Annotated in this window: 14 protein-coding genes and 1 pseudogene; 1 reads left to right on the forward strand and 14 read right to left on the reverse strand. The window is 40.6% G+C overall.

What is annotated here, in order from left to right:
• Window positions 1-213 precede the first annotated feature (213 nt).
• The 5 genes and pseudogenes from C5749_RS05835 to C5749_RS05855 all read right to left on the reverse strand — a co-directional run.
• On the reverse strand, window positions 214-459 hold the full coding sequence (locus C5749_RS05835) for a hypothetical protein (protein WP_105723872.1): 246 nt from the start codon (window positions 457-459) through the stop codon (window positions 214-216).
• 18 nt (window positions 460-477) lie between these two features.
• Window positions 478-1,029: a hypothetical protein gene (locus C5749_RS05840; protein ID WP_105723874.1), complete on the reverse strand. Its 552-nt coding sequence runs from the start codon at window positions 1,027-1,029 to the stop codon at window positions 478-480.
• A 14-nt stretch (window positions 1,030-1,043) separates the two neighbouring features.
• Window positions 1,044-2,237 carry an ImmA/IrrE family metallo-endopeptidase gene (locus tag C5749_RS05845; RefSeq protein WP_219847904.1) on the reverse strand — a complete coding sequence of 398 codons (1,194 nt, stop codon included), beginning with the start codon at window positions 2,235-2,237 and terminating at the stop codon, window positions 1,044-1,046.
• A 77-nt stretch (window positions 2,238-2,314) separates the two neighbouring features.
• On the reverse strand, window positions 2,315-3,268 hold the full coding sequence (locus C5749_RS05850) for a hypothetical protein (RefSeq protein ID WP_105723876.1): 954 nt from the start codon (window positions 3,266-3,268) through the stop codon (window positions 2,315-2,317).
• A gap of 945 nt (window positions 3,269-4,213) precedes the next feature.
• A pseudogene (locus C5749_RS05855) lies at window positions 4,214-4,840 on the reverse strand (DNA/RNA helicase domain-containing protein); the annotation flags it as partial.
• A 164-nt stretch (window positions 4,841-5,004) separates the two neighbouring features.
• Here C5749_RS05855 and C5749_RS05860 point away from each other — a divergent pair.
• Window positions 5,005-8,118, forward strand: a complete 3,114-nt coding sequence (locus C5749_RS05860; protein ID WP_105723879.1) for a hypothetical protein — start codon at window positions 5,005-5,007, stop codon at window positions 8,116-8,118.
• Window positions 8,119-8,294: 176 nt separating this feature from the next.
• Here the strand turns inward: C5749_RS05860 and C5749_RS05865 are convergent, their stop codons facing one another.
• From C5749_RS05865 to lepB, 9 genes are all read right to left on the reverse strand, one after another.
• The gene (locus tag C5749_RS05865) at window positions 8,295-8,528 is read right to left on the reverse strand and encodes a hypothetical protein (RefSeq protein ID WP_105723881.1); all 234 of its coding nucleotides are present in this window, start codon (window positions 8,526-8,528) and stop codon (window positions 8,295-8,297) included.
• A complete protein-coding gene (locus C5749_RS05870; protein ID WP_105723883.1) occupies window positions 8,525-8,854 on the reverse strand; it encodes a nucleotide pyrophosphohydrolase in 330 nt (109 codons plus the stop codon). The genes C5749_RS05865 and C5749_RS05870 overlap by 4 nt, the downstream gene beginning before the upstream one ends.
• A 378-nt stretch (window positions 8,855-9,232) precedes the next feature.
• On the reverse strand, window positions 9,233-12,415 hold the full coding sequence (locus C5749_RS05875) for an efflux RND transporter permease subunit (protein WP_105723885.1): 3,183 nt from the start codon (window positions 12,413-12,415) through the stop codon (window positions 9,233-9,235).
• Between the two features lie 4 nt (window positions 12,416-12,419).
• A complete protein-coding gene (locus C5749_RS05880) occupies window positions 12,420-13,904 on the reverse strand; it encodes a TolC family protein (RefSeq protein WP_105723887.1) in 1,485 nt (494 codons plus the stop codon).
• A 4-nt stretch (window positions 13,905-13,908) separates the two neighbouring features.
• Window positions 13,909-16,992: an efflux RND transporter permease subunit gene (locus C5749_RS05885; protein WP_105723889.1), complete on the reverse strand. Its 3,084-nt coding sequence runs from the start codon at window positions 16,990-16,992 to the stop codon at window positions 13,909-13,911.
• A gap of 12 nt (window positions 16,993-17,004) precedes the next feature.
• Complete coding sequence (locus C5749_RS05890) at window positions 17,005-18,084, reverse strand: efflux RND transporter periplasmic adaptor subunit (protein ID WP_105725257.1); 1,080 nt, start codon at window positions 18,082-18,084, stop codon at window positions 17,005-17,007.
• Between the two features lie 22 nt (window positions 18,085-18,106).
• Window positions 18,107-20,017, reverse strand: coding sequence for an O-antigen ligase family protein (locus C5749_RS05895; RefSeq protein ID WP_105723891.1), 1,911 nt, complete (start codon window positions 20,015-20,017; stop codon window positions 18,107-18,109).
• 87 nt (window positions 20,018-20,104) lie between these two features.
• Complete coding sequence (locus tag C5749_RS05900; protein ID WP_105723893.1) at window positions 20,105-21,709, reverse strand: TlpA family protein disulfide reductase; 1,605 nt, start codon at window positions 21,707-21,709, stop codon at window positions 20,105-20,107.
• Window positions 21,710-21,804: 95 nt separating this feature from the next.
• Window positions 21,805-22,662: a signal peptidase I gene (lepB, locus tag C5749_RS05905; protein ID WP_181151291.1), complete on the reverse strand. Its 858-nt coding sequence runs from the start codon at window positions 22,660-22,662 to the stop codon at window positions 21,805-21,807.
• Between the last annotated feature and the right edge of the window lie 41 nt (window positions 22,663-22,703).

The raw sequence follows: 22,703 nt of genomic DNA on the forward strand, positions 1-22,703 counted from the left end.
GTTAACAATTTTAGTAAAATCAAGATAGCATAAAAGCTGAATAGTAATCTCGGTTATTTCAGAAGGATCGGTCTCTCCGACACATCCGATTCGTTAATAGTTAGATCTAAATATTTTTATGCATAAGCTATTGAAACATACCATTTTACAACTTTAATCTATGCAAAAATTTCAATAGTGAAGGTTATATAACTTATGTTAAGCAAAACACAGTTAGTTTTTATTCCCAAAGTATCCTTTCTCTAATGCTGAAATTGAACTTAAAATATTATCAGATACTTCATCATAACTTAATTTTTTTTGGCGTTCCATGTAGTAGATATCATCACTAGACTGATCATCCAAATAATCTGGGTGTGTCTTTATAATATTTCTATATTCCTTCAATAAATTAATAGCGCTAATTCCTTGATTGAGGAGGAGGAGGTCTTTCAGTTCATTTATAAATTGATCGTTCATAACAAAAAATTTTAAGTATTAATCTTCCCCTAACTTCAACATTGCTCCCGCCACACCAAGCGCGGAATCATCATACTCCTCATGCGCATAGCCATGCTTTTCATTTAGCATATAAAACTCACGGTATAGGTCAAAAGGATTTTGGGATCCACCTACCCATGTAATTACAATATCTAAGATATCCTTCATTACAGGCTGGAATGTCATCCGACCGTCCGATCCGCGGACGCCACCACCATCACACTTTCGCTTGCCTAGATTTAAAAAGATATTTTTCTCGTCGTAGATAATATCACGCATCTCCTTATACTCCTCTCCTTTTGGCAAATGATCCATGAGTAACTTACGTATCCCCTTGTAGTAGATATTGTATTTTTCTTCTGGGTTATCCAGTTGCTTACCCACTAACTCCCGAAGCTCGTCGATCTCTTTCAAGTTTCCGGCATCGCCGTCAATAGTTAGTTGCTTACCTTTCTTTTCATGGGCACGTTGTAGTAGCTCCAATCGTTCTAGATCTGTTTGGCTTACCTCTTGCTCCTGCTGAGTCTTTTTCTTATTATTCTCTTCCATAGATTTAAAATTTATTAATTGATTTCGAATACGGCTTTTATTTTTTCGCTGGCTTCCCGGACAGTATCCTCATCCCAAGTGATCGGGTTTAATTTAGCTATAGCGGGTTTATAGTCTGGGTAGTACTCCTTAAAGGCTGCGTAGTAATTCTTATTATAAAGTTCCTGCTGGTACCATGTATAGAATGAATACACCAAGGACTTGTGAATTTCATTTTCTTTGGCAAACTGCTCAACCATATAATCATTCTTGATATAGGTCTTGATATAATCAAAATTTGCCCTGGGCATAAAATAATCCCGTGCGAAGCTGTTGGCTTTCTCTTCTATGAGGAAGAGATCTTCATCATCGGAAAGGTGATAGCTATTGGTCTTGATGGCATCGTAATCAAACAAGACGTGGTGCAGCTCGTGCAACAGGGTAAACCAAATAGTTGGATATTTTTTTTGATTATCCGTTAATACGACACACGGCTTATTATTGATAATGAATGTCGCTCCTCTTACATGCGTAGTTGTTAAATAGTTTTGAAAGATTACGGTCACTCCTACATTGTACAAAGCCCGGCACACCGTATAAAGACCGTTCTTGACATCTTGCGAATAGGGTTTCATATTGACAATGACATCTTTAAGGCGTTCGCGGTCGTATCCATTTGTATTGTCAATCAACCGAAAGGTTTGATAGGCTGACCTAACCCAGAAATCCTTCATCTTGTCCGAAAACTGACGTTTCGTCCTACTGTACAACGGTGTTACTAATTCTTCTTCAAACTGGCGAATAGAATCATAACCGAAGTAATGCAATACGCGCTCGACGAGTTCATCTATATCATCTGTATTATCAAAAAAACCTAATTTTGTCAACGCCTTAACATCAAAATTCTTCATCAGGAATCTCACCTTGCGGGCACGGTCGATAGAAGCGATATTTTCGGTGTTTTGGTTCTTGAGAACCATTTGAATAAAGTCGTCTACATTGATCTCCAAGAACTCAGCAATTTTGACAACATGAATAAGGTTTGGTTGCTTGGCGGTACCATTAATGATATCCTCAAATACGTCCTTATCGACATTTAGGAGTTTCAATGCTCTGGTCTTGGTAACACCGTATTCTACTATCTTTTCTTCAAAAAGAGCCTTCAGATCCAGCGACACATCGTCGTTAAAAATGTCTTCAAGCAGTTTATCTATATCTATATTTTTCACCTTTTGAAAGTATTTACCCTTCAAATATAGAGATAATTTATTTATAAACTCAAAATAAAGGGTAAATACCCTTTATTTTAAACACCAACACTATCCTCGTCATCCACATTATCATTTTCTTTCAAAAAGGTTGACAAGGCAGCCTTCCAATTATCAATATTATGATGAATAATTCTTCTGAGAAATGACACGTGATTTTGAGCCGTTGTTTTGTCCAACGTCTTACTCTTATCATACTTAGACAGATCAAATATATATGTAGCATTACCACTTCGAAGATTTTCAAGAATAACGATATTATCGTTGGCAAACTCAAAATGTAGGTATTCATTAAAGCCTCCCTCTCCATTATAGATATCGGTAATCGCATATTCTTTCAATATAGAAAAACGATAGCTATTCCCTGATGTATCAACTGATTCACCACCACCAAAGTATTCTTTTTTAATATCCTCAAGTTTATCTTTCACCGTACCCATGCCCCTACTCAATATTTTCCGTTTAAATGTACCTGTAATAGGCAAAATAGGTTCCAGTTGTTCATTATAAATTTGAAAATAAGACCCTAAATAAATCGCGATATTCATTGCAGCTTTTGTTCTCAATAATAACATTGTATCATCCGGCAAATAATCCATTTGCTCAAAATACAGAATGATCTCTCCTTGGGGAGAAATACCTCTATATAATTTTAATCCAAATTTATGCAACAGCTTCTTTTCCCAAATTTCAAAGATGCGGTCATATTCAATTCGAGCACCATCTTTTCTGGTGTATTTGATATGTTTAAGAATCTGTTCTTTGTTCTCTGGTTGTTTCCTAACATATTTTCCGGCTGTATTTTCTTTCAACGGCCCTTTTTTTCCCATCAACAATAAATCGGAAATATTTCCCTTAATCAATTCGTTTAGGTCTCTATAATGTATCCCTTCGGTTGTTAGGGATTTTGATCCGAAACCAATTTTATAACTGTCACCTTCGTTTAAAAGTGGTTCGAGATGCGGTTTCGCATTTATCACTCTTTTTGCCATAATTATTTCTCCTTTCTAATTCCTTTAAATTTGCCACCGGATGTCTTTACATCGATAAATTGCCCTGTTTGCGTATCACGCTTGGTCCACAACCCTGTTTTAGGATTCTACGATTGCGTACGTCCGCCGACGTATCCATGACGGCGACTGTCGTCTGTCTTTCCATTTCCTGTCATTGTATTTTTAGCTATAGAAATTGAACACTTTGCCTCCGCGATCACCCAGAGGGAAACCTCCTGATCCAGAAAACGGATCAACAAACTACACCTCAAGCGATTGCTTTAGCTATTAATAAACTCTACATGATGTGTTTGCTCGTGAAGGACATGGGACACATTCAATACCCCAAGGTACGCTAGAAAGAGAAAGTATTTTTACGGGTTTCCGTAATATTTGTTTGGTTATGCAAAACAAATTGCTTTATTTCGCGTTCAATTTAGAAGATCAATACTTTCATTCTGTCTTTCTAGGTACGAATGATATAAGTTTAAGAGAGCTAAGTGCTAGTAACACTTAGCTCTTGTTTTTTATATCAGCCTCCTTCTCATCTATTCCTTCCTTATTTCCATTTTTCAAACTATTTATATTATACAAAAATACTGCTTTTTTAGACCGGTTTTTATCATGGGCTATAAACAACATATAATTTACCCATTGATTTAATTACATAATCTCTATCCCCGCAAAGAAAATTGCCTTGATCCTTTGACGACAGCTATTTTTTATTTAAAAGCAAAGCTATATACTTTCCATCCTAGCCGGTAGTGCAACTTATCCACATGGATTTCATCAATTTATATTTTTTTCTATTTTCTTAATAAAATTACAATTTTCTTTGTTCTTTCGAACAGATAAGCTCAAAAATAAGCAACGCTAGTATGTTGATAACTTTAAGAACGCAAAAATACATCTGTCAAAAACAGGCTAGTGGATAGACATAATACCTCACCTCCTCACCCGACTCCTAAAATACCGCTCCGTCTCCTTATCCATAAAGTACACATAGCAAGCTTTCATACCACGTCCCAATAATACGCGGTATGTATTTTTTACCAACTGCACGAAATCCTCACTCCCCTTCACCTGCCCATCGTGCGAATTTTCAGGAAATCCCTCCCATTCCCCGGTATCGGGGTTATATTTAAGATCATTACCAAATATGACACCGGTATAGTCAAACTCAAATCCTTGTGCTGTATACACACAGCCTACCTGATCGATACCTGCCTCGTCATAGGCCCAGTATTGTGATTTAGGGATACCGCGGCGCATACCTTGGGTGTTCTCATCTGCATTCCACGGGCGGATATAATCACCCACGACAACATCTTTGTGCAATTCCCCATCGGCTTCCTTCGTCCAGGGCCAACAGAACCCTGCCATCACCCGGCCAGTATAACCTTCTTCGACCTTCTCCCGGATGGCTTGCTCCAACGCATGCGGGCTGTCCATGATACGGAACTCAAACGCATCTTCCTGCCGCCACTCCGTGGTAGCTGTCTGCCGGATATGCAGGGTATGGTCGATCCACTGGCTGTATTTCTCTGACCCACCATTGCGAAACTGTGATTCAACAGATAGCCATTTGAAGGAGTCTTAGTCTGAAAATTGTGAGATCATAAGATTAAAAAGAAGACATTTTCAACCGAATTTTTCTTTAATTTTGTTACTGGCAGCCATAAAGATTCTGCAAAGAGTTGCGTGGCAATTTGAAACTAACTATCAAACTCAAATCTATGAAAAAGCTCACAATACTTCTTTTTTTCTTATACCAAGCACAAAATCTAGCGGCGCAAACTGTCGATAAGCGGGAAATATATTGGTACACTTATTTGAACTCAAGGGGTTTAAGCGAGGAGGAGGTTTTAGACCTTGCTCTACTTAATTGTGCGTTTAAAGAAAACAAACAACTGAAAGCCGATTCGTTGATTCCAGCCTATCGATATTTCAAAAGCGTTCTCTATGAAGCAAGGGATCAAACGCGGCTTTCTACTCTTCGCGCAATCAATACTATTGGACCCTTGACGGAACTCCAATCTAATCTGTTTGCAAAGATGTATTCCACAATGATACTTCAACAATGGGGTCAACAGGAGAAGAGACTTTATAGGAGTGTAAATGAAAAGTATACCAACTACATCCAACATGATATTTATTTAGAAGACCTCGACATTCCACGTGATGAACTATACGAGATCTGCTGGGACCTATACACTGAGAACCTCGAATACGCTAAGACGATAAACAATTTTATTTCTTTAGAATTTTGGCCTAGCGATCCTATCGTCCCAGAGATAGTTACGAATTTGATTGATCCCTACACACTTAGCCTGCTAGAACATATCTCGCCTGATGGAAAATCAACCATATCGAAGGACTCGCTGAACATTTTGACTCTTGAAATGGTAAAAAAATACGATAACGAAATGCAGATGGGTGGTATTAGTTTTTCAAGAAAGCCAGAAAAAGCAGAATACGAAGCCTATAAAGAGCAGTTGGAAAAGGAAAGGGAGCGGGAGGAAAAACTGATCAAACAATTTTCTGCAGCAAATAATGTATTGGCCAAAATGATCGCAAATTTTAATAAAACTGATGCGGAACGCTTTAGAAGCGTATTCCAGAATACCGTAAAAATTTATGATAGTTGGTCCAAATGGAAAAAGGAATATTTCAGTATAACGGGCGACGATTCCGATGAGTCGAAACTGAAACAGATAGTAAGTATCGTCAATCTCGGAAATGGAGTTGTAGGGGCAAGCCTCGGAATTTACAACGCTTTCTCACAATCTGGCAAAAAAACTTCTGAAGCCTATCTTCTGGAGCAACTAGAAGTATTAGGAAACAAGATAGACACTTTATCGAAAGAAATGCATGAACGCTTTGATATCGTAGATAGTAAACTCAATGTAATCTTCGAAAATATGAATGTCCATTTCAAGAGTATGATTTACCAAATTGAAGAGGTTCAATACATAACTTCACAAACGAGAATTGAAATTGTCGACACTCGGAAGCAATTGCTGAGGATGGAAGTGGATATCATCGGTTACTTACAGGAACTTTCAAAGCAGGATTGGCACCTCAAACTGTCCTATTACCTAGATTATAAAACGAACTTTCCGAATGCAACAATCGACAAAAACGAACTGATATCGACGTTTCATTTGTTTGGATATTGGGGCACGGAACAGGCAAAAAATTCCCTTTTCTCGGGTCGACCAGGAAACTACTCTTTTCAAGACAAGGATATCTCCACGGAGATCCGTAAATTTTCTCAATCCGATGCCAATGATTTGAACTATTTTGTACACTATACAAGAAAAAGATTCAACAAAAATTACTATAGCACATCTCCCAAAAGTAATCCTAATCTTTGGGTGGTCGGAGCTAGCGCATATTTGCAGCTGGCAACTGATTGGCCAGAGGTTTATCGCAATAATCTTACCCCAAGTATTGTCAATCTATTGATCGACAATGGTGAAGAACTAAAATTAACCTACAAAAATATCTTATTTTTAAAAGGCAAAACAGATACTATACTTTTCAGAAACCTAGTGGGTCTTCACAAAGAAAAGCTGGAAGCATTAAAACGATCTTACAATGATATCTACTTAAGCTTTCTCAAAGAAAATAGGTTAAACTCAGATCCCGCTTTCTCTATTTGGAGAATTGACAGTTTAAGGCAATACGACTTTAAAGTTCCTTCCGAAATGGACTATTCGGATACCATCACTTTAGACCTGGACCGATACAATCCGGACGGTAGAGTCAGGGAGTTTTCTCGAGTAAAGATCGGAGATGGGTTGATTTGGCGTAGATTTAGGCCAGATACACTCAATATCGTTAAGTATGCTCATATACTCCGCTTAGGCGAGCCTACACTTTCCTATACATATTGGGAAGGTATCGGCACCTCGACAAAGTATGTTGGACCTGCTATAGATACAGACCCCGGTAAACTGAAATTTGGATACAAAACTGACTTAATGAGCGGAGTTATGACTATCCAAGGCGAGTTTGGGGGGCATGTAATCTATAAGGTTTCGCGTAATTTAGGACTGATTTATTATAGAAGTAAAGTTAAGCCGTATGCGTATGCGTCAGGAACAGCCAAACCTGATGGGAGTGGTATTATCCCCTATTCCAATTATCGAAAAAACCATATCGAGCTTTTCAAAGAGATTTGGACGAGTGATAACGTGACGAAATATTGGGATCTCAATGTAAAGTATGATTATTACGATAACATGAAATCGATGCATCGTATTCGGTCGGAAGTAAAATGGGAAATGCTAAGGCAGCAAAGCCAATTCTATAAAAAAATTGCCAGTGAGGAGTTTACGGATTATGCTGTATACAACGCGCTCGATGGGGCCAAAGAGCTGTTGAAAACCTACTTCCAGCTTGCGATTCCTACGATGTTGGAGTCCAATGAGTCATTAAGATCGTGTTTTTACGGACTGGACCAACTGTTGGATCGTGAACGTTTCATTGCGGTTACAGATGAGTTTTGTTTAGTTACTGATAGCATCATTCAGTTAAGGAAGACCTGGCTGGGCAAGGAGCATTTGGACAGTACCATCAACCGAGTTACCACATTGGTGGATCGGTCTGCTTTACTAAAGAAATATTTCTCTTATCAAATATCTCGATACACAGATCAGGATTTCACTTTTTCTTGGACAGAGCAACTTTTTGACACAGCACTTACAGATATGGAGCAATTTGCAGTATTAAGTAAAAAGATTTTGCAAGAAATAAACGACGGCCAAATCAGCATCCATTATCCGGCAGTTGATCCACTTTTAAGCAAACTTTACCACTTTAGATTTCTGCATCATGGATATTAGTACCACCCTTCCAAGCTGTAAACAGGCAATCCATTCAATAGTATATAGCTTTGTGTTTATTAATTTATGGAAGAAACTTTTACGATTTTGTAAGACTAACTACAGTTTGAACGGACTAAATATGATTTTCAAGGGACGGTATAGCTTAACTGATAAAAGCTCTCCTTGGAAAGAGTTCAAATACAAATGCGATTCCAGATTATATTCATAGATGGTACAGCCATTTTCTCTACCGACATACGGATAAAACTCGAAGAACTGATTTCCCCTCTTCGAACTGCCACCATGACTTCGTTTTGGGAGGGATTGTACCCAAACTGCTGCAGGAACTGCTCGTGGAGTATATCGGCAAGCTTGTTCTGGATATTTAATTGTATAAACTCGGTTGCTGACCCAGCGTATAGCTTCATAGTTCGTTGTATTTTTTGGCTGTTATTTTGGCTTTATCGACGGGATATTTTTCGTTGTTGGGCTTGATCTTGTCTTCGATGATCTGCTGGATGTCGAGCCCATGTTTATCGGCCAGTAAAAGGGCGTACATCAGCACGTCTGCCAGTTCTTCTTTCAGCTTTTCGGGATGGGCTTCTTCGTTGCCTTTCCAAAGAAATAGTTCCAATAGCTCGGATGCTTCTATACTGAGGGCTACGGCGAGGTCTTTGGAATTGTGGAACTGCTGCCAGTCGCGGGCATCGCGAAAGTCCCTGATCTGCTGCAAGAGTTGTTCGATATCTGTCATGGTGTGCTTCAAAAACGGCTTGATGGCTAAATTTACGAATTTTGTGGGAATATTGGGGGTGAAATGGAATTATTGTTGACTGTACCAAATCGGCGCAAATGGATTTTCATTTTGCATGAAGTTTAAATATTGGATATATTAGTGAGATATTTTATAAACTAACACAACCATTACATGTATACATTTTCCCAGCGTTTTTCAGACTAAAAGACTATATCAAAAGGCCACAGGCTAGAATCGAATTCATACTGGTTTAAAGCGATATGCTTGGCTCAAAATTACCGATATATTCAACTCATAACTACCCTACCCACAAGCGCTTAATATCAGTAAATTTTATTACGGCTAAATACCGATCGAGGTAACACATCCCACACATTAATCCATTTTCGTACCGCCCTTGCCTACCCCCATAAAAAGCGGTAGAAACAAGAGCGTAGCGATGGTAGATATGGTCAATCCTCCCATTGTACCGACAGCAAGCGGAAACCAAAAAGCCTCTTTGCTGTCACCGATCAAAAAAGGAATGAATCCTAGTATCGTTGATAAGACTGTTAACAATATTGGCCTTATCTTCGCTTGGCAAGCCTTGAAATATGCACGTAACGTAGATATTTGCGACCCGGCGCTAACTATATGGTTGTACTCTTCGACAATGTAAATATTCGCATTTATGGTCAATGCCGCCAAAAGAATAAATGAAGCATATCCGCCCTGGTCGAACTCGATGGAAAAAAAATAAAAAGACAGGAATATCCCGATGAAAGATATCGGGATAACAAATATGATATATAAAGGCTTTTTAAAGGAATTGAATAAAACAGAACAAACGAGATAGATAACGATAAAAACATAGATCAACAAGAAATAATCGTGTATCTTGTTGTTCCCTCGATACTTAGGATTAGCATCTTTTATTGTATAACCCAATGGCAGTCCTTTGGCAAACTCTTCAATATTGCGTTCCTGCACCTTTCTTCCTTGCTCATGTGCTCCGATGTATTCGTATTGCAGGCATAAACGATATTGCTGATTAACCTTTCCTACTTCCTTTGGCATCTGCATTTTATCGATACTCGCCAGTTCAGATAATTTGTAACTATGATTGTTGATATGGATGGGGATATGCAGCATATCCCAAATAGCATAATCATCCGCTTGCTTCGCATGTAAAAATACACGATCTATACCGCCATCAGGGGTAGGGAGATTGCCGGCGTTTATTCTATTTCCAAGTACCGTGTTCAATTGTTCATAAAGCTGATAGGGTTGTATATTTTCCTCGATCAGTCGATCTTTTTTAAGGACAAATACGAATTCCTCATAATCAGCTTTATACCAACTGAATTCTGCATTAACAAATACCTCTCGGACACGTCGCTGTTCCAATAATTTTTGTTTGAATTGTTCAGCCCAGTGCAATAATTCGTCATAATTATATCCGAATATCTCCACCCGATAAGATCCAGCCCCCTCTCGAATATCATTACTAAATCCATCACCAAGCCCATAAACACCCCAACTGCCTCCGCCGAGCTCCAAAGACTTATTAATGAGTCGAGATTTTAACAGGTATGGAAAATCACCATTTGTATGTTCTTCTACAAACTGGATACTGATACTGGCTTGTTGGGCACTACGTACATCCGTTTGAAATTGCCTAACTTCCGGAAATTGACTGATGTAACTTTCCATCTGCTGTACCAATCCATTCATCTCTTCTATGGTCGAATTACTCGGTAATGAAGCATTTATTTGTAAGCTTGTTTCTTCTGGATCTGTAAAATAAGTACCGTGTTTTACCTTCTGGACAAACAAACGCAATGTTCCCCCGAATGTATAGTTGACATAGGGTGCTACCGTTTCCTTATAGAACTCACTGCCTAGTGTACCGTTATACCAACTCGCCCATTTTGTATTATTTTCTATTTTTTCGGGGAGAAGAAATACCGGCAAACCGAAAGCCAAGATCAATAACGTAATTACGATGGCCCGCCAACGATACAAAAACCAGCATAAAACCCCGTAATACCGATAAAAATAAATCGAAAACCGTAGTCTTTTCCGACGGCCTAATATGGGATGGTCGCCATCCTTTTGCTCGTATCGTTCTAATTTAAGTTTATCCAACAATGCGGGGACCAAAAACAAGGCAATAAACAACGAGATCCCCAGATTGACCATCATCACCATCGCGAAATCCAGTAAGTTCAACCGGACACGCTCATCCATCAGAAAAACGACAGTTAATGTACCTATTGTCGTCACCGTAGCCGCCATAATAGACATAAACGCCCGAAGATTTTTTTTACGCGTGATGTGCTCTGCCATGACGATGGTATTGTCTATAATTAGGGTGAGAGAAATGGTAATCCCGGCTAAAGAGTATAGCTGGATTTCCAGTTCCAATAAATAGTATAATATTGCTGCTATAGTCAAATTGCTGAACAGCGATATCACTGTGAGCAACACGTACTTTAAATTACGGTAGGTAAATAACATAAACGACAGCAAAATGGCTAACGTCAAACCTGTTCTAAAATAAATCTTGTCAAGTTCTTTTTGGATAAACTCCGTTGCGTCATAATTAAGGTGTAATTCATATCCGGCGGGCAACATTTTTCTGACATCGTTAAGCTCCTGCTTTATCCTTTTTCCCAATACCAATTGGTTGCTCCATTCATCTGCCACAATTGTTAAGTAGATCGAATTCAATCCATTTATACGAAAATAACTTTGTGCCTGTTCCTCAACACGATTCACTCGCAGCAGTTTTTGCAAGGGGATGATCGTTCCGTCTCCTCTGCGAACCCCGATTTGCATAAAAGCATCGGATATAGATGTATGTGCTGAACGTACTGTAATCTGTATCCACTCCTTCTTTCGTGATGGCGTTTCGACTATACCCATATCGAGAAATTCAACCTGTGTGACTTCGGATAATGTTCGCTGTATTTCCCGCACGGTTACTTCATATTTCCTTAAGACATCGGCATCATATTCCAAACGCCATACCGTCGGCACAGCACCCCGCACATCCACTTGATAGACCCCTTCGATCAGTGCAAGTTGGGGCTTTATACTTTTCTCTGCAAAGTCCTGTATTTCGTAGGGAGTCACTGGCGCGTTAATGGTATAAGCCAATATCGATTTGTTGGCATTTTTATCTGCCTTGCTCTGCGAAATGTAGGGGTACGAAACATTTTCGGGCAGCATACTCCATGTCTGCCGGATAATGGTTAATATCTCAAAGCGGGCGACATCGATATCTGTATGTTTGTTAAACTCGATTTGTATACGCCCCCACCCGTCCCCCGATTTTGAGCTGATCTTCTTTATACCATCTATCCGGTTCAACATAGCCTCTAATCGCGACGTAGCTTCAAGCTCTACTGTTCTGGGCGAGCTGCCATACATGGAGAAGTGCACCCCAATATTCGGCAATGTCTGTGATGGCGCTAGTTTAATGGGCAGCAGCGGCACTAAAGCCAATCCAATCAATGACAGGCAGGCGAATACCAAGATAACGGAGAAGGATGATATTTTTTTTTGTTTCCCCATCTGTTTACATGTGCATGTTATCAAAAATGTAGGACAGCGATTCGCCTGAATTAAAATCGTATAAGGTTAGTTTCCGGATTCTGAAATAGCATGTCCAGTAGTTTTTCAGCGCGGCAATATAGTTTTTCTGCGCATCTTTCTGTCGATTGAGGGATAACGTTAAGCTATTGATATCTGATTTACCAATGATAAATCGTTGCTTTGTAGCTTGAAAAGCTGCTAACCCCAGTTCCAACGCCTCTTCGGCGCTGTTTATCATATCCTGCTGTACGCCAAACTCGCTGACCGTAACCATAACATCCTGTTCTAAACTTTGCTCTCGCTGCTGCGTAGATATCTTCGCTATATTAAGATTATTACGCGCCATATTGACTTTGCCTTTTCTAACGCCCCAATCGAGGATAGGGATTGTTAGACCGATACTCACAAGATTCTGTTGCAGGGGGTTTCTGTAAGCCCCGGCAAAGGTCGGATCGACTTGGTTGAAACCGGCACTTGCAGACAGACTAGCTTGAAAGGCGGCCTCCCGGCGTGTACGTTCTACTTCTCTTTCTGCTTCCATGATTTCCTGACGGTTAGCCAGGTAGTCCGGGTTATTTTTTGCGGCCAACAATAAAGCCTGTTCGATAGGAATATTAATATGCATTGGCCTTTCGGGCAGGACGACAGCTAACTCCTCACTTTTATCCATATTCAGATAATTACTCAGACTAAATGTCGCCCTCTGTAGTTCAATTTCGCTGTTCTTCAACGTATTTCGTGCGTTTACGGCATCCAATTTTAAGGTCAGCATATCGGCCTGCGATATAGCTGCAATCTTAAGCCGTTCCTGCCCCATAAGGAACAAGGTATCCGAAGAGTTGACGTTGTCACTGGCCATTTCAAACTCAGCCTGCGCCGTGGCTAACCCAAAAAACAGCTCGATTACTGCCTCCGCTATCTCTTCCCGTTCGTATAAGTATTGTTTTTTTGCTTTTTCATATTTCAATGGTTCTACCTTTTTTTCCCATTTAAAGGGATTAAAGCCCATTAAATTCTGAACATACCCTATCCGTAACGGGACACTGGAATATTGCGAAAAACCTCCCTCGCTAAAATTTCGAAAATACCCAAGTTGCGAATCAATAAAAAAAGTACCTCCGGTCCAATCCAGATTCTGATTAATAGAAATATTCCCGGATGTATAAAAGGATTGCTGGACACGGTAAACATCAATGTTATTGTCCGGATCGTAACGCTTGGTGAACTCTCTGTTGTACTGTACAGGCACAAGATTCAGGTTCAGCGAAGGCAGTCGACCGGCCTTAAACGACCGGTATTGCCAATAATTGGCCAGATATAGATTTTTTACCCTAAACGACTGTAACGAACTATCACTAGCTATATCGATACTCTCTTGGAGTGTCAGCTGTCGAGTCTTGTCGGCCTGTGCTCTCGCTGCACCATACCATCCTACAATTATCAAAAGAATAAAAAGATACTTCCCCATATACTTATTTTTTTACGGCCTTCTTACGGTAAACAAACCAATACACCAACGGCACTACAAAAAGACTGATTGGTGTTCCTATCAACATGCCGCCAATGGTTGCTACGGCTAATGGTTTTTCCAGCTCTGATCCCATATCGTTGCTGAACAACAGCGGGAGCATACACACAATGGTTGTCATGCTGGTCATTAAGATGGCATTGAGTCTTCTACGCCCTGCTTCATGGATCGCCACCATTAAATCGATATCTTGCTTGCGGAGCTGGTTCATGATATCCAATTTCAGAATGCTGTCATTGATGATGATGCCACTGGTGACGATGATACCGATAGCCGACATCAGGTTAAGACTATACCCGAAAACCATCAACAAACCCAAAGCCGCCGCTATGGCTATCGGGATTTCCATTAACACAATCAGGGGCTGGACAAAGCTTTCAAACTGTGCCGCTAGGATAAAATACATCAACATAATCGATACCAAGAGGATGACCAGCAATTCATCCAGCATCTTTTGGTTGAAAAAAAATGCGCCTGAAAAGCCTATATCCCGTCCACTGTTTGGTCTGACGTGCTCCCGTAACTTTTTCCATGTTTCTTCTGGATGCGCCACATCGTACAGTTCAAAGGGTATGAACTCACCGTTACGACCGGCTGTGATGTATTTCATCCCCTCTGTCGTTTCGATGTTGACAAACACCTTTAAAGGCACGTTACGAGCCGGATCTTCCCGCTGTGATCCCGGTATATAGAGTAGCGTATTTTGGATCGCTTCGCGTACGTCGGAACGTTCCTTCCCCAGCACGACAGGAAGGTACTGCTGATAGGACCGGAGTGTGGTGATCTCTTCTTCCTTAAAGCCCGCTTTCAACGATTGGTCTACCAAATGATAGGGTACATTGTACAGCAGGAGTTTTTCATGGTCGATCTGAATATCCAATTGCTTCTGGAACGGCACACTTCGGGATGGATACCCCGTTAAAGCATGGATGCGACTTTGCCAAGCGATAATAGAATCCTGCCCCGGCATATTGACCTGATTTCTAGGATAATATTCGAGACGGAGATCCGGTTCGGTAGTTGAAAAAATTCGCTCAAAAATGTTTCCCGTTGGCACAAAAGCCAGAATCGCTTGTGGAAAATCTTGCTCCAGATAACGCATGATGTTATCCTGAAGCGCGTTGATGGCCGTCTGCTCGGCTACCTGCATGTATATTTCACATTCGGATACTGTGTGTTCGCGTTCACTGTTCAATAAAAACTGTTGCTGTCCGATAAGCGCAGAAGTGACCGTTACCTGAGATTGTATATGTTCTATAAGCGCTATCGAACGTTTCTGATTTTCTTCCAGATGGATATTTTCATTCCATTCAATCTTCACCAAGAGTTCATGTTGGCTTATCTCGGGCATTTTTTCCTTCGGAATAACAAAAAACATCCATACGCTTAACGGGAATATTGCCAATATCAATAACACCGTGATCGCCTTATACGAAAATACCCACTCTGCTATACGGTGGTATATTCGTTCGGGGGCGGGTTTATTTTTGCTGCCCTGACCGCTTACCGGTTTAGGTGATCGTGGTCCCCGTAATCGCACACGATAGATGAGTTTGTATAGCACCGGGAGCAACAATATCCCCGTAAGATAAGAAACCAGCAACCCTATTGTCACGGAAAAAGCCTGATCAAAAAATATTGCCCCCGCAATACCGCTCATAAAGATTAAGGGCACAAAGACGGCAATCGTCGTAAACGATGAACTGAGCATCGGCAGGATGACCTCGTTTGTCCCCTTGATGCAGGCCTCATCAATGCCCGAATCACCTAAACGATACTGGCCGATATTGTCGGTAACGATAATGGAATTATCGATCATCATGCCCAGCGCCAGTATCAGACCTGTTAAGGAAACAATGTTCAACGAAATATTACAGAGATAAAAAAACAAGAGACTGATGATCAGAGAAACGAATATACTGATGCCAATGATCAACGGGGAGCGTATGTCTCGCATAAAAAAGATGGACACTAGACAGACAAAAACAAAGGCAAGAATGAGGTTTTGATGTAAATTAACTATCGTATAATCCAATAACTCCGTTTGGTTTTGGGTCGTCGAAAATTGTATCTCCGGATAAGTGCGTTTGAGGCTTCCTATTGTACTTTCCAAAGCTTCCTGCAGATTGGACATGTTTTCATCGCCTTGCTTGATAATGCCCATACTAACGGCCCGATGACCATTGTATAACGCAACTCCTTTCTCCAGCTGAGACACCACCTCTATGTCTGCGATATCCTGCAATTGAAAAATCCGCCCGTTCTTCCGGATATAGAGCTCTTGGATATCCTCAAGTGTACGCACGACGGAAGAAAAATTAATATTATAGGCATAATGCCCATCCTTAACCTGCGTTGCACCGGGTGCTATATTGTTGTCCTGTAGTGCTGATGAAATATCCGATAGTGTAATCCCCGTAATTTCCAACATCTGTTGTTTTGGTGTAACCAGTATCTGCTTGTCTGCTATTCCCGTGATATCGACCATGGCTACCTCCGGCAGTTGCTCTATCCGCTTTTTGATAACTGTATTGGCCAATTCGCTCATCACTAGGAACCCTTGTTCGTCATCCTTCCTATTTCGCAGCTTTTCTTCGTTTAAGGTGAGGTGGAGAAAAAACACGGGGATGTCGGTCGCACGTGCTTTAATCACGCGTGGGCGTTCGACCTCTCGGGGAATATGGTTCATGGCTGCATCAATCTTTTCATTTACTTCAATAAAGGCCAGATCGGTATTCTTACCATAGGAAAAATTCAACCGGATGATGGCATGTCCGTTATGTGCTTCACTTTGGATATCACGGATATTAGATACTTGCAACAACTGTCGTCGTATCGGTGACACCAACGTATTCTCTATTGCCTGTGCCGACATATTCTTACCGGATATCTGCACCGTGATTTCGGGGATGGGGATATTTGGCAACAGCGAGACGGGTATATGGAGATACGTAATCACGCCCAATATGAAGAATGCCAGAAACGCCATAAATACGGCTATGGGTCGATTGATAAGGTATTTGATCATACGTACTTTACTTTAATGAGCAACCCTTACAGGGGTTTCATGCGCCAGATTAAGATTCCCGTCATAGATCACGCTGTCGCCGACTTGCAGTCCCTCTGTGACCACATAACCATTAGAATTCTCTAGCCCTGTTTGTACGTAATTCCAATGTGCCTGATTATCTTTAACTGTAAAAACAACCTTTCTATTATTTCGCAATACCAACGCCCTTTTTGGCACGATTAACTGCTTTCCGGCAGACCGCTGGACATGTACCCGGATATTTGTACCCTCGTACAAGTCTTTCGATGTACCGCGGATACGAGCCTTCACCGTAACCATTCCATTTTCATCGACGAATGGATTAATTTCATCTATTATGGCCGATACATGATAGTTTTGAAGGGAAAAGGGTGATAATTCTACACGATCACCCTGGCGGATCAGCGGAAGTTCGCTTTCCAACACCGTAAACTGGGCGTCCATAGCTTCATTGGCGATAACTGTACAAAAAGGTTCATTGCTAGGTGGTATATTATATTTCTTTGCGGACAGATTCGCTACGACACCATCATAAGGTGCATATAGTATCGTATGTGACAGGTTATAATCTGCTAGCTCGTACTGGATCAGACTATGCTCATAATTACTTTTTATCTTTGCAATCTTCATGATATCTTGCGGCACCTTCAAAGAGTCCGCCAACGTAAATCCCTGACTAATGAGCACGTCCTGCAATTCCAGTTTTGCTTTCTCTAAATTATCCGAGGCTTGTTTAAGAGCATTTTGCAATTTAAACTGCATCAGTTGTGCGATTTTTTGTCCTTTCTTTACACGTTGTCCATTCTTTACAAAAATCTCTTCGACGATATGTGCTTCCTCAAAATACAGATCGGCTTTTTGCGTGGCCATAATAATACCATTCGAAATCAGCTCATGATTAAAGGTTTGTTGCTCTAGCCGGAAAGCTTTAACCTCTGCTGTTTCACTCGGCAACAATGCCTGTACGTGTTCGTCGTCTTTGCGTGATGTTTCATTACCGTTATCGCATGCGTTTCCTATTAACGCTATAAGAGCGCACAAGCGCCAAATTTGTGCGTGAGATCTCGTCATACTTTTCTTTATCGGTATCGGATTATTGTGCGATTGATACATGACGATTTTCCAATTCTTTATTGCCTTCTAATTCTTTATTGTACTCTTCTATACGCTTTCGCATTTCTGCTTTCATCTCTTCCACCGCGGGCGAATTTATTTTTACTTTTTTATTCACGACCACTTTTGCCATGTCGTACGCTTTTTTATGTTCTCCCATTTCGTCATATAATTTAGCTAGCAAATAATTCGGATAAAGGCGATTAGGTACCTGATTTGCTGCGTAACGATAGTGTGTCTCCGCCAGGCTATATTTTTCCTGTCTCTGCCTATTACGACCGATCATTATTCGGAACATTGGGTCCGCGCTAATTACTGTGCCGTCAAAAAGCACCTTTATGCTTTCTTCATATGTTCCCGTCATGTACAGACTACGCCCGTATTCGAAAAGAAAATGTGGTTGATCACGCATAAAAGGATATATAACGCGGTAATCTTCCACTACGTCTTGATACATTCCTGCCGGGTAAAGTAGCTGTGCCTCTCCCCAGGTTTTATGTGCCTTGAAAACAGGATATCTATTATAAATAGTCTGGACGGAGTGCATCGTCCCTAAAAGGAGCACCGCTATGACCGCATAAGTATTCCATTGTATGCGAACGTCTAAAGCGATAGGATTCTTCGCTAGATCAATTGCGATATAGCGCGTTGATATACAAGCTGTAAGAAATAAAATAAACACAATCAAAAAGGGCATTAAACTAAAAGGGTAGGAAAATAGGGCAAATACTAAGAGAGCAGCCAATCCACCCACCGCCATAAACCGGCGATGGCGGATACCGGTTATGAAAGTAAATATGATGGTGAATAAAAATAGCACTAGTGGAACGTATCCTTGCTCCGCCAAGATTTGCGCAAACTCATTAAAGGCGTATTCGGGCTCTCCCGCTAACCATTCCTCTCTAGCTGTCCCTCTTCCCGATTCAAAATACATTTTCTGTTCATTTCCATAGCCTCCACTGAAACGTCCCAATCCTTCTCCAAACCAAGTCCTGGAGGCCATTTGCATACTCAATTTCCATATGAGTGTACGCCCATCTGCAGAATCCTTTTTTAAATAATAAAGACCAGCGACTGCTACGCAGATGATTGTTAGAAACACGATTGCCTGTCCTATCTTTCTTCCAATGGTGCGTCGCTTCTCTTTTTTTTGTTTGAGAAAATACCGATAGTATCCCCCAAGCACGACTGCGCATCCTATGGTAGCTGCCATCCAAGCGGCTCTGCTCATCGTAGTCGGTAGGATCAATAGAATTACGATGCATGTTAATAGTCCGACAGCCCAGCGGATTTTGAAAAAAACAGTGCCGCGTTGTCGATGCTTTGCAAAAGCTTCCTTGTCCGAGCATAGGTAAAAGAGAGCAACAGGCAAGATTACCGCAAGAAAACCCGCGTAAGGACCGGGATTGAAGAAGGAACCCGATACAGTATACAAGGCATGTCGTGCGGGTGTAAAACCGTACAATTGCAATAACCCCCACAACGCTTCTATTCCTCCGACCAACATCAGGGCAAGCATTAGCATATACAGATTAATCTGATTTTGAACCAAAAAAATACGGAAACAATAGTATAATATTCCAAGCAGTACCAGCGTTGCCATTTTATTGTTTACGGCTTGGAAATATAGATATGAAAGACCAAAAGCAATTATCAGCCAAGACAGTATAAAATAGTCTGCCACATGGAATTTAACACTTTGTCTGTTATTCCAAAACGATAACGCGGTGGCTAACGGGATGAATGCTATTACGATATAAAAACCTATATTTTTTCCAATTCCGGTATGTGTCTGCCAATCATCTGCAATAAGCGCATTTCCTAACAATGCTATAAACGGTAGCAGGCAAACGTAATTTATCCAATGTATCCGCGGTTGCTGTATATTCATTCCACGGGTTTAAAGGATTGTTCTTACTTGTTTCATCATAAAACAAATAAAGCAAAGCACCTCGATTTTAAGAAAGAAACGGACTACTCAATTCTGACGCAATTCTTGCGCAGATATACTGTCGAAAAAGTCTTCCCTTTTAAATTTATCTGGGAAACGTTTGACGAAATCATTTTTCCAATTGCGCATTGAATAGTTATCGTCTACTATTTTTCCCGCTGCGTCAATGAGGATATAGCGTGGAATCCCGTTGAAACGGAACAACTCGCGCAATGCCAGATATTCGTCGTCACGGACTTTGTAGGAATTGATCATCTTTTGCTTTTCTGTATACTCCTGGTAAAATTTTTCACTGGAGCTCTCGTCCGTTACAAAAACAAAAGCAAAATCCGGATGATCTGCATATTTTTCACGATCGGCCAAATGGGTCTCTATACCGACCCGACAGGGTGCACACCATTCTGCCCAAAAGTCCACGATCAACACTTTTCCTTTATATTTATCAACCATATTTTTAAAGACTTTCGCACCATCAGTATCGGGCAATTCGTAACCTCCTCTCCTGGTTTCCAAATAATTGGCGTATTCCTTTATGCTTTTAGCGACAACGGGGTGTTCGATAAGTTGATTTTGTACAAGCTGTTCCCCGAAAATGGGGTGTTGATTTAGCATAACCGCCATGTGTCTCCCTAACGCAATGTCATTTATCAACCCTCTTTTAGTTAAACCCTCTAGCTGGGCCGATGTCGAATCAGTGAATGACGGTCGGACGCGAAACAGGTTTAAGGATTCATAATGATTAATAAAAACTGAAAAATCATAAGAGGCTAAATAGGCTTGATTATTAAAGTCTATCGCGGTGACAAAATCATAGTAATCGGCAGGGAGCGGCATCTTTAGTACCTGATTCGCTGTATCCTGCTTACTATAATAATCTCGATCAAGAGCGTATTCAAAAAAATAATTGGCATAAACCATATCCAACTGTGCTTTAATCAGCGATGAAAGCTTCGCTTCCGCCTTGTAAGCCAACAAAACTGAATCTAAACTTAAGGACTCGGTTTTCCATTGATTTAACCAGGTACTTTTAAATTTGGTCGGGGCCATCTTTTTCTGACGATCTAGTAATTCTTTATAATCTGGCCTACGTGAATCTATCGCAAATAGACGTTCATTGAATTTCCCTAAATCGCCTAAATATTGCATAGGGTGCCGTGTGTAGATATTTTTTCCGTGATAATCCTTATGCAAAAACTCTTCCCAATCCAATAACAATCCTAAGGTATGCCCAGGTTCGATATAAAACTCAACGGCCTGGTCATCAAAAATTATACAGGAGATCTCAGGATAAAGTACTTCATAGGAGAACTCAAAAGTGCCATTTTCATAAATTCGGGCCGTAACAGGCAAATCCTCGTGCGTGAAAAGGTTGGAATTGTAAATCATACCGCTTGAAAAGCCCAACCCAATGTCGTAGCCCTTAATATAGCCTACAATACGTACAGAATCCTTCCTAAAAAAATCATCACTACCATACGATTCCAAAACTTGCGGATTTTTAGCTTTCGCCAATTCAGCATGAACCCATTCCAACGCTTTTTTTTCTTTTATCTCATCAACGTGGTTCTTATTTTGACCGAAAAGCGCAGTCGAGAAAACTACAGCGACAAAAAGGTTTATTAATTTTTTCATCTATATAAGCTTTTTTAATGGCAATGAAGCTATCAGGCCATTCATCCCTCTGTGTAGTGTAAATAAACTAACACACACATTTCAGTTGCTACGTATTATTCAACGGTTTTAAAGAACCTTTCCCATCTATATGCGTCCGTACTCGGGTCTCTGGATTTCCAAATATAAGCTACTTTGCCCACGATATGGTCTTCGGGCAATAACCCCCAATAACGGGAGTCTTTAGAATCCGTAGCGAGATCGCCCGCCATGAAATAATAGTTTAGCTTAAATTTGTAGAGCTTACAGGCCTGTCCATCCAGTGAAAACGCTCCGTTTCTTTTAACTAATTTCTTTCCTGTCTCATATTCAATCAATGGACGATAAAGGTATATATTGAGCGTATCTAGAGTGATTATATCGCCTTTCTGTGGAATGTAGATCGGTCCGAAATTATCAATCGTCCACTCTAATGCTTTGAACATCTTTGGGGCATATTCTCTCGGTGACATATATAAAGCTCGATTTAAATCCCGTATATGAAACTTATTGGCCAATGTGTTCAAACGACCGTCGATATAATAATTACCGTCCTGAATGTGTAAGGTATCACCCGGCGTTCCAACACAACGTTTTACATAATAGACATTCCAATTTTGAACAATTTCTCGGGAAGGGGACCGGTAATAGGGATCATTAAAGACCAGAACACTGTTTCGTTTAATAGTCCCGTATCCTGCAAGACGAATCGGTTCACCATTTCTTTTATTTCCGAGAAAGTCTATCCTCGGCCCAACAACCAATTTGTTGACTAAAATAAAATCTCCGGATAGCAAAGTCGGTTTCATGGACAAAGAGGGAATCTTAAAGGAGGCAAAAACAAGAGTACGGAGAATAATCACGACCAGCATCGTTATGACGATCTTTAGCACAATTCCTCCAACATACCGACTATTGTTAATAATCCTTTCCATATTGAGTATTTTACGCTCTTTGCCATCTATCATGGTAACAA

This window comes from Sphingobacterium gobiense (assembly GCF_002980575.1).
In the GTDB taxonomy this organism is placed as follows: domain Bacteria; phylum Bacteroidota; class Bacteroidia; order Sphingobacteriales; family Sphingobacteriaceae; genus Sphingobacterium; species Sphingobacterium gobiense.

Excerpts from the sequence above, each read along its gene's own strand:
- C5749_RS05840 (WP_105723874.1), bottom strand. The coding sequence starts at position 1,029 with ATGGAAGAGAATAATAAGAAAAAGACTCAGCAGGAGCAAGAGGTAAGC.
- C5749_RS05900 (WP_105723893.1), bottom strand. The coding sequence starts at position 21,709 with ATGAAAAAATTAATAAACCTTTTTGTCGCTGTAGTTTTCTCGACTGCG.
- C5749_RS05860 (WP_105723879.1), top strand. The coding sequence starts at position 5,005 with ATGAAAAAGCTCACAATACTTCTTTTTTTCTTATACCAAGCACAAAAT.
- lepB (WP_181151291.1), bottom strand. The coding sequence starts at position 22,662 with ATGGAAAGGATTATTAACAATAGTCGGTATGTTGGAGGAATTGTGCTA.
- C5749_RS05885 (WP_105723889.1), bottom strand. The coding sequence starts at position 16,992 with ATGATCAAATACCTTATCAATCGACCCATAGCCGTATTTATGGCGTTT.
- C5749_RS05875 (WP_105723885.1), bottom strand. The coding sequence starts at position 12,415 with ATGGGGAAACAAAAAAAAATATCATCCTTCTCCGTTATCTTGGTATTC.
- C5749_RS05870 (WP_105723883.1), bottom strand. The coding sequence starts at position 8,854 with ATGACAGATATCGAACAACTCTTGCAGCAGATCAGGGACTTTCGCGAT.
- C5749_RS05835 (WP_105723872.1), bottom strand. The coding sequence starts at position 459 with ATGAACGATCAATTTATAAATGAACTGAAAGACCTCCTCCTCCTCAAT.
- C5749_RS05850 (WP_105723876.1), bottom strand. The coding sequence starts at position 3,268 with ATGGCAAAAAGAGTGATAAATGCGAAACCGCATCTCGAACCACTTTTA.
- C5749_RS05880 (WP_105723887.1), bottom strand. The coding sequence starts at position 13,904 with ATGGGGAAGTATCTTTTTATTCTTTTGATAATTGTAGGATGGTATGGT.
- C5749_RS05895 (WP_105723891.1), bottom strand. The coding sequence starts at position 20,017 with ATGAATATACAGCAACCGCGGATACATTGGATAAATTACGTTTGCCTG.
- C5749_RS05865 (WP_105723881.1), bottom strand. The coding sequence starts at position 8,528 with ATGAAGCTATACGCTGGGTCAGCAACCGAGTTTATACAATTAAATATC.
- C5749_RS05890 (WP_105725257.1), bottom strand. The coding sequence starts at position 18,084 with ATGACGAGATCTCACGCACAAATTTGGCGCTTGTGCGCTCTTATAGCG.